Annotated in this window: 2 protein-coding genes; both read left to right on the top strand. The window is 69.4% G+C overall.

The window, feature by feature from the left end; translation table 11 throughout:
• Positions 1-38 precede the first annotated feature (38 nt).
• Positions 39-4,853, top strand: coding sequence for an SdrD B-like domain-containing protein (locus QMX85_RS22725; RefSeq protein WP_282344729.1), 4,815 nt, complete (start codon positions 39-41; stop codon positions 4,851-4,853).
• On the top strand, positions 4,850-9,049 hold the full coding sequence (locus QMX85_RS22720) for an OmpA family protein (RefSeq protein WP_282344728.1): 4,200 nt from the start codon (positions 4,850-4,852) through the stop codon (positions 9,047-9,049). The genes QMX85_RS22725 and QMX85_RS22720 overlap by 4 nt, the downstream gene beginning before the upstream one ends.
• The last annotated feature ends 55 nt before the right edge of the window (positions 9,050-9,104 follow it).

Raw genomic sequence — 9,104 nt, 5'->3', positions numbered from 1 at the left:
GCCTGGGGGGCTATGCCCCCCACCCCCGGCGGGGGGGCGTGGGCAGCGCCGCACCGGGCGCGACCAGCCTGTCGCTTGCCGGCGCCAGCCTGGCCGCGGGGGCGAGCTGCACCGTCACCGTCGACGTGACCATGGCCGTCACCGGCACGGTGAACGACATCATCCCCACGGGCGCCGTCACCAGCGCCCAGGGCGTGAGCAACGACCAGCCGGCCTCCACCAGCCTGCAGACCAGCAGCGGCCTCGGCGTGGTCAAGCAGTTCACCCCCAACGTGGTCGCGGCCAACGAGCGCTCGCGCCTGCGCATCACCTTCACCAACCCCACCTCCGAACCGCTCAGCGGCCTGACCCTGACCGACAGCTACCCCGCCGGCCTGGTCAGCGCCAGCCCGGCCAACGCGCTGGGCACCTGCCAGGGCAGCATCAGCGTCGCCAGCGGCAGCCTGACCCTGAGCAACGGCCAGCTCGCGGCCGGCAGCAGTTCGGCGCCCGCCACCTGCTACATCGAGGTGGACGTGCTCTCGGCCACCCAGGGCGAGTACCTCAACGCCATCCCGGTCGGCGCGGTATCCGCCAGCGCCGGCGGCAGCCCGGTGCAGAACAACCAGGGCACCAGCGACACCCTGCGGGTGAAGATGCCCCTGCGCGTGCACAAGGCCTTCGTCAATCGCACGCTGGACGCCGGCAGCCCCGACGGTTTCAGCACCGGCATCGCCAACGGCACGCCGGGCAACGCCTATGCGCTGAGCATCCGCATCAGCAACCCGAACGCCGCGCCGTTGACCGGCGTCGCCTTCAGCGACAGCCTGCCGAACGGCCTGGTGGTGGCGCAGACGCCAAACCTCGCCAACAGCTGCGGTGGCCTGGCCAGCGCCTCGCCGTCCGGCACTGGCGTCAGCCTGGCCGGCGGTGAACTGCCGGCGAACGCCTCCTGCACCGTCAGTGTCAACGTGCTGAGCAACGTCGCCGGCAGCTACCTCAACCAGATCCCGGCGGGCGGCGTGAGCAGCTACGAAGGGGTCGTCAACGAACAGCCGACGCGCGCGCAGATCACCTTTTCCAGCCCGCCGACGCTGACCAAGCAGTTCCAGCCCGCGGTGATCCCGCAGGGCGGCGTCTCGCGTCTGACGATCTTCGTCGGCAACCCCAACGACGCGCCGATGACCCTCAGCGCGGCGTTGACCGACACCCTGCCGACCTCGCCAGGACCGGTGCGCGTGGCCGCCACGCCGAATGTCGGCGGCACCTGCCCGAGCGCCAGCATCGTCGCTACGCCCAACGCCGCCTTCGTGCGCCTGGCCAGCGCCAGCGTGGTGCCGGCCGGCGGCTGCACCGTGGAAGTCGACGTGACCGCGAGCACGCCCGGCGAGCACACCAACGTGATCGCCGCCGGCGAACTGAAGACCGACTTCGGCAACAACCCGCAGCCGGCCTATGCGCCGCTCAACGTCAGTACGTTGGGCTACGTCGCCGGCAAGGTCTACCGCAACGACGATCTCGACGACGGCGGCTACGCGCCGGGCACCGACCTGCCGCTGGCCGGCATTTCCATCGCCCTGCACAGCGGTAACGGTTGCGCCGGTCCGCTGGCAAGCGGCCCGGAGGGCTTCGTCAATCCGCTGCTCACCGATGCGTCCGGCAACTACCTGTTCGCCAACCTGGCCGCCGGCGTCTATTCGGTGTGCCAGGCCGGCCAGCCGGCCGGGACGCTGAACGACCTGCCGCGCGCCGGTAGCCTGATCTCGCTGAACGGCAGCGGCGGTGCGCCGGGTGTCGCCAGCAACCCCACGGCGACCAGCAGCCAGATCGCCGGGATCAACCTGAGCGCGAACGCCGACGGCGAGGTCAGCGGTTCAATCGGCAACGACTTCCCCGAAGTGCGGCCGTCGAGCCTCTCCGGCACGGTATTCGCCGACCAGAACAACGACGGCGTGCGCCAGAACAGCGATCCGGCCCTGGCCGGGGTCACCCTGACCCTCACCGGCAGCGACTGGCAGGGCAACGCGATCACCCCGCGCAGCCTGGTGACCGATGCGGGCGGCCACTACAGCTTCACCGACCTGGCGCCGGGCACCTACACGGTGACCGAACCGACCCAGCCGGAGAACACCGCCAACGGCCAGACCCTCGCCGGCAGCACCGGCGGCACGCCCACCGCGGTCGGCACGTTGCCCAGCGCCATCGCCGGCATCGTGCTGCCACCGGCCACGGCGTCCACCGGCAACGATTTCGCCGAGATTCCGCACGGGCGCACCCTCAGCGGGCAGGTGTTCATCGACCCCGAGGACGACGGGCGGCCCTATGGCGACGACCACGGATTGCCCGGCCAGACCATCGAACTGAGCGGCACCGACGTCAACGGCAACCCGGTGGCCCCGCGCAGCGTGGTCACCGGCGCCGACGGCAGCTTCAGCTTCAGCGGCCTGCCGGCCGGCACCTACACCCTGACCCAGCCGCAGCAGCCCGAAGGCACGCTGCCCGGCAAGACCACCGCGGGCAGCGCCGGCGGCACCGCGACCACGGTCAGTGTCGCGCCCAGCGCCATCTCCGGCATCGACCTGAGCGGTGACGGCCAACTGTTCTCGGTGGACAACTGGTTCGCCGAAATCCCCACCCCCGACCTGGTGATCAGCAAGACCCACGACCCGGCGACCTTCCTCGCCGCCGGCCGCGGCGTCTATGTCATCCGCGTCGGCAACCTCGGCGTGGGCGCCAGCAGCGGCACCGTCACCGTGGTCGATACCCTGCCGGCCGGCCTGACCGCCGCTGGTGTGCCCACCGGCAACGGCTGGAGCTGTGCCGTCAGCGGGCAGGTAATCCGCTGCACCACCGATGCGGCGATCCCGGCGAACACCCCGGCCAGCGACGCGACGAACACGATCAGCGTGCCGGTCAGCGTCGACGGTGGCCTGGGCGACGTGACCCTGACCAACGTCGCCGTGGTCTCCGGCGGCAGCGAGCAGTCCATCGACACTGGCAACAACCGCGTCGAGGACCCGACCACCATCAGCCGCGCGCTGACCAGCCTGGAAGGCAGCGTCTGGTTCGACAGCAACCACGACCGCGTGCGCGATCCGGGCGAAAGCCTGATGCCCGGCTGGACCGTGGAGCTGGTGCGTGGCGGCAGCGTGGTGGCTTCCACCCTGAGCGATGCCAACGGCCATTACGCCTTCTCCGACGTGATCCCCAACAGCGGCTACGAAGTGCGCTTCCGTCACCCGGAAACCGGCACCGTCTACGGTCGCCCGGTCCCCAACGAAAGCGGCGCCGCCTACACCGACGGCGCCATGGGCACCGGCAACCCGGCAGGGGCGAGCACCGCCACCGGCACGCTCAGCGAGCTGACCCTGGTCGCCGGCAGCCACACGCCGGAGCAGAGCCTGCCGGTCGACCCGGCCGGCGTGGTCTACGACGCCATCACCCGCGAGCCGGTTCGCGGCGCGGTGGTGCGCATCGAAGGACCGGCCGGCTTCAGCGCCGCCGACGTGCTCGGCGGTGCGCTGGAGCAGGCCACCGGCAGCGATGGCCTGTACCAGATCGTGCTGTTGCCCAGCGCGCCGGCTGGCACCTACACCCTGGTGGTGACGCCGCCATCGGGTTACCTGCAGCAGCCCTCGGCGCTGATCCCGGTGTGCCGCACCACCCTGGCGGTGGGTGCCTTCCCGGACCCGGCGCTGGTGCAGAACAGCAACCGGCCGCCGCTGGACGCGATCACCGCGCATGACCCGGCGCTGTGCCCGGCCAGCTCGGCCGGACTCGCCGGCAGCAGCGACACCACGCAGTACTACGCGAGCTTCAGCTTCGCGGGCGGCTCGGCCGACGTGGTCAACAACCACATTCCGGTCGACCCGATCCTCGCCGGCGCCATCGTCATGACCAAGACCACGCCCAAGGTCAACGTCACCCGTGGCGAGCTGGTGCCCTACACCCTGACCGCGCGCAACACCCTGGCTTCGAGCCTCGCGGCGATCGCCCTCGAGGACCAGATCCCGCCGGGCTTCAAGTACGTCAAGGGTTCCGCGCAGATCGACGGCGTACCCGCCGAACCGCAGGTCAACGGCCGCCTGTTGCGCTGGCCGGACCGCACGCTGAACGCCGGGCAACTGGTGACCATCCGCCTGATCCTGGTGGTCGGCTCCGGCGTCGGCTTCAACGAGTACGTCAACCAGGCCTGGGCCAGCAACATGGTCGCCGATGCGCGGGTTTCCAACGTCGCCAGCGCCAGCGTGCGCGTGGTGGCGGACCCGACCTTCGACTGCAGCGACCTGATCGGCAAGGTCTTCGACGACAAGAACCGCAACGGCTACCAGGACGAAGGCGAGCCCGGCATTCCCGGCGTGCGCCTGGCCACGCCCAAGGGCTGGCTGGTGACCACCGACGAGTACGGCCGCTACCACATCGCCTGCGCCGACGTGCCCAGCGAGATGCGTGGCAGCAACTTCATCCTCAAGGTCGACGAACGCACGCTGCCGTCCGGCTACCGCATCACCACCGAGAACCCGCGCGTGGTGCGCCTGACCCAGGGGCGCCTGGTCAAGGCCAACTTCGGCGCCAGCATCCACCGCGTGGTGCGCCTGGACCTGAGCCCGGCGGCCTTCGGCGCGGACAACCAGCTGACGGCGCAGTACCAGGCGCAGCTCGGCCAGGTGCTGACGCTGATGTACGCGGAGCCTTCGATCCTGCGCATCGCCTATCGCCTGCCGGTGGACGGCAGCGTCGAGGACGCGCGGGCCCGGATCGGCCATGTGAGGGACTGGATCAAGGAGCAGTGGGAGCCACACGACTGTTGTTACGACGTGCAACTGGAAGAAGAAATCGTACCGGCAGGTGACAGTGTGGAGGTGATCCGATGAGCATGCGCAATCTGGTGGCGTGCGGCATCGCCGCACTGGCCCTCAACCCGCTGGCGGTCGCCGTGGCGATCGCCGCCGAACAGTGTGAAGTGGGCAAGGGCTGCGGCCTGCAAGGCCCGCGCGGGGCGATGGAAGACGAATCCCTGGTGCAGCGCCGGCCGTTCACGCCGGGCGGGTTGCCCGCGTTGCCGGCGAACGCCGAGCGCGAACTGCCGCGCGAGCACCTGATTCTCTGGCAACTCGACGGCGCACTCGGCAAGCGCGAGCAACTGCTGGACGTCGGCGAGGAGAAGGTCGAGTCGGTGGTGCTGCGCGAAGGGCTGCCGGTGGTGCGTTTCGCCTCCGGGCGCTCGGCGATTCCCGAGCGCGACAGCGACGCCCTGGACACGCTGATGAAGCGCCTGGCGGGCAAGCGCAACCTGCGCCTGCGGCTGATCGGGCATACCGATCCGCAGCACCTGTCGCAACGTACCCAGTCGATCTACCAGGACAACTATGGCCTGGGTCTGCAACGCGCCAAGGAGGTCGGCGAGCTGTTCCGCCAGCGCCTTGGCCTGAAGACCGAGCAACTGCAGTTCGCCAGCCGCGGCCCGGACGAGCCGCTGGCGCGCGGCGACGACGAGCGCGACTGGGCGCTGAACCGTCGCGTCGAAGTGGAAATCTGGTACGACGAGGCGGTGGTCGTCACGCCGGCGAAGGCCGAGCAGTGCGCGCCGGGCAACGTTCCGCTGCAGAACGTGCTGCCGTTCATGATCAGCGTCGACGGCGCGCCCCTGAACAACGGCGAGGCGGGCAGCGCGGACGCGCAACGCTGCGTCGACGTCGAGCTGGCCAAGGACCTGCTGCAGGTGCGTTTCGACAACCTCTCCACCCAGCCGCGCCTGAACGTCGTTTCCGGCGCCCGCGTGGCGCGGGTCGGCGAGGTCCAGCAGTTCAGCGGCTACAGCAACTACCTGCACTGGATCAAGCGCGCCGAGGTGCGCATCATAGGTCGCAAGCGCCTGTTCGGCGCGCCCGAGCTGCTGCAGACGCTGCCGCTCGATCCCGAGCTGAAGGCCGACTGGACGCCCACGGCCGGTCTGCCCGAGCGCATCTATTACCAGCTGCGCGTGTACGACGAGCAGGGCCGCTACGACGAAACCAGCCCGCAGGCGCTCAGCGTGGCGCGCGGCAAGCTGGCCGAGGAGCCGGAGGCGGAGGTCGCCGCCGACCTGCTCGCCGGCTACGGCGGCAATCGCCTGCAACGTCATGCCATTCCGGTGGCCGGCGGCACCGTCACGATCAACGGCAAGCAGGTCAAGGACGGCCAGCACGTGTTCGTCATGGGCCGTCCGGTGCCGGTGGACAACCAGGGCAAGTTCGCCGCGGCGCAGATCATTCCGCGCGGCGTGCACACCGTGGAAGTCGCGGTGCTCGACGACGACGGCAAGGGCCGCATCTACCGCCGCGACCTGCGCCTGCCGCAGAACGACTGGTTCACCGTGGCCATCGCCGACTTCACCGTCGGCCAGCAGAACACCAGAGGCCCGGCGCGGCTGGTCACCCAGGAAGACCGCTACTACGACGACAAGCTGTACGCCGACGGTCGCCTGGCGTTCTACACCAAGGGCAAGATCGACGGTAAGTACACCGTCACCGGCAGCGTCGATACCGGCGAGGAGGCCGTGGACAGCCTGTTCAGCAACTTCAACGACAAGGACCCGCGCGAGTTCCTGCGCCGCCTGGACTCCGACTCGGACAAGGGCTGGGCGACCTTCGGCGACGACTCGACGCTGGTCGAGGATGCGCCGACGCGGGGCAAGTTCTACGCCAAGGTCGAGGACGAGAAATCCCACGCCATGTGGGGCAACTTCCGCGAGCAGATCCGCGATACCGAGCTGACCCAGATCGACCGCAGCCTCTACGGCGGCCAGGTGCGCTATCGCAGCGACGAGTTCACCGGCTTCGGCGAACGGCGCCTGCAGGTGGAAGGCTTCGCCGCCGAGCCGGGCACCGCGTCGGCGCGCGAGGATTTCCGCGGCACCGGGGGTTCGCTGTACTACCTGCGTCACCAGGACATCACCGAAGGCAGCGAGCGCGTGCGCATCGAAGTGCGCGATCCGGATTCCGGGCAGGTGCTCTATGCCCAGGACCTGGTTGCCGGGATCGACTACGAGATCAACTCCCTGCAGGGCCGCGTCATCCTCAGCCAGCCGCTCTCGGCCAGCGCCGACGGCAGCCTGCTGATCCGCTCCGGCGGCAGCCTGTCCGGCAACCCGGCGTTCCTGGTGGTCGGCTACGAATACTCGCCAGGCCTCGACAAGCTCGACGACATGGCCTACGGCGGGCGGACCTCCTACTGGGTCAACGACAAGGTCCGGGTCGGCGTGACCGGCAGCATGCAGGAGCAGACCGGCCGCGAGGACCAGACCCTCGGCGGCGGCGACCTGCTGCTGCGGCAGAGCGAAGGCACCTGGCTGAAGGTCGAATCGGCGCAGAGCAAGGGCGACAGCCTCGACCAGCGCTTCTCCTATGACGGCGGCTTCGGTTTCGACAGCGCCGAGGCAGGCAGCGATTCGGCGGCCCGCGCCAACCGCGTGGAAACCGCCTTCGACCTCAAGGACCTGGTGGAAGACGGCGAAGGCAAGGGCACCTTCTACTATGAGAAACGCGACGCTGGCTTCTCCGCGCCCGGACGCCTGTCGGACCTCGCCGCCAATCAGGTCGGCGGCAGCTACACCGCGCCGCTGGGCGAGAAGACCGAGCTGACCGTGAAGGCCGACGAGACCGAGGAGAAGGGCAGCCGCTCGCGGCGTTCCGCCGAAGCGCAACTGGCCTACGACCTGAGCGACGCCTGGCGCCTGAGCGGCGGCCTGCGCAACGACCGTCGCAGCAACGGCAGCTCGTCCTACCTCAACGGTTACGACGGCCTCTACAGCGGCGCCTACGACGAAGGCGAGCGCAACGACGCGGTGGTCCAGGCGCTCTACCACGCCGAGGAAGACTGGTCGCTGTACGGATTCACCCAGGGCACGCTGAGCCGCACCGGCGAGCGCAGCGCCAACAACCGCATCGGGGTCGGCGGCGACTACCGCCTCAACGAGCGCACCGCGCTGAACGGCGAGCTGTCCAGCGGCAACCTCGGCCTGGGCGCCAAGGCCGGAGTCAACTACGACGCCTCGGATCGCACCAACCTGTACTTCAACTACACGCTGGACAACGACCGCACGGACGATGGCTTCGGTAGCCGCAGCGGCCTGGGCGGCGGCGAAGGGCGGGTCGGCCAGTTCGTCTCCGGCGCACGTTCGCGCTGGACCGACACCACCAGTGTGTATGCCGAGCAGCGCGTGCAGCGCGGCGATCAGGCCGGGCTGATCCAGGGCTACGGCCTGGACTTCGCCCCGGACGATCACTGGAGCTACGGCCTGACCACCGAGTTCGGCACCTTCAACGCCGAGACCGAGTACGAGCTCAAGCGCCGCGCGTTCGGCGGCAAGGTCGGCTACAGCAACGGCGACCTGCGCTACGCCAGCCGCCTGGAGTACCGCGAGGACCACAGCCAGGTGCAGGACCTCAGCGTGTGGCTGATGCGCAACAACCTCAGCTACAAGGTGAATCCGGACTGGCGCTTCATCGGCAAGCTGGATTTCTCCGTCGGCGACTCCGACCGCGGCGACTACTACGACGGCAACTTCGTCGAGGCCTCGCTGGGCTACGCCTACCGTCCGGTGCTCAACGACAAGCTGAACCTGCTGACCAAGTACACCTACCTGGCGGACCTGCCGCCGCCGGACCAGGTGTCCACCGCCACCGGCACCAACGTCGACTACGCCCAGCGCAGCCACGTCTTCGCCATCGACGGCATCTACGACCTGAACGAGCGCTGGAGCGTCGGCGGCAAGTATGCCTATCGCCTGAGCGAACTGCGCATGAGTCGCGACAGTTCGGCGGACTGGTTCGACAGTCGCGGGCAACTGATCGCCGCGCGGCTGGACTGGCACGTGGTACGCAAATGGGACCTGATGGCCGAAGTCCGCCGGCGCGACGAGTTCGCCGCCAAGGACAGCCGCGTCGGCGCGCTGGTGGGCGTCTACCGGCACTTCGGCAACCACTTCAAGGCGGGTGTCGGCTACAACTTCAGCGACTTCAGCGACGACCTCACCGACCTGTCGTATCGCAGCCAGGGCTGGTTCTTCAACGCCATCGGCAAGTACTGACGGGCGGCCCGCACGGTCGTCCCGCCTGCCGGAAGCTGCAGTCGGGACGAACGTG

It is taken from the genome of Pseudomonas sp. PS02288, from assembly GCF_029959715.1.
Lineage (GTDB): Bacteria > Pseudomonadota > Gammaproteobacteria > Pseudomonadales > Pseudomonadaceae > Pseudomonas_O > Pseudomonas_O kuykendallii.
This window is presented reverse-complemented; position numbering and strand designations above follow the sequence as displayed.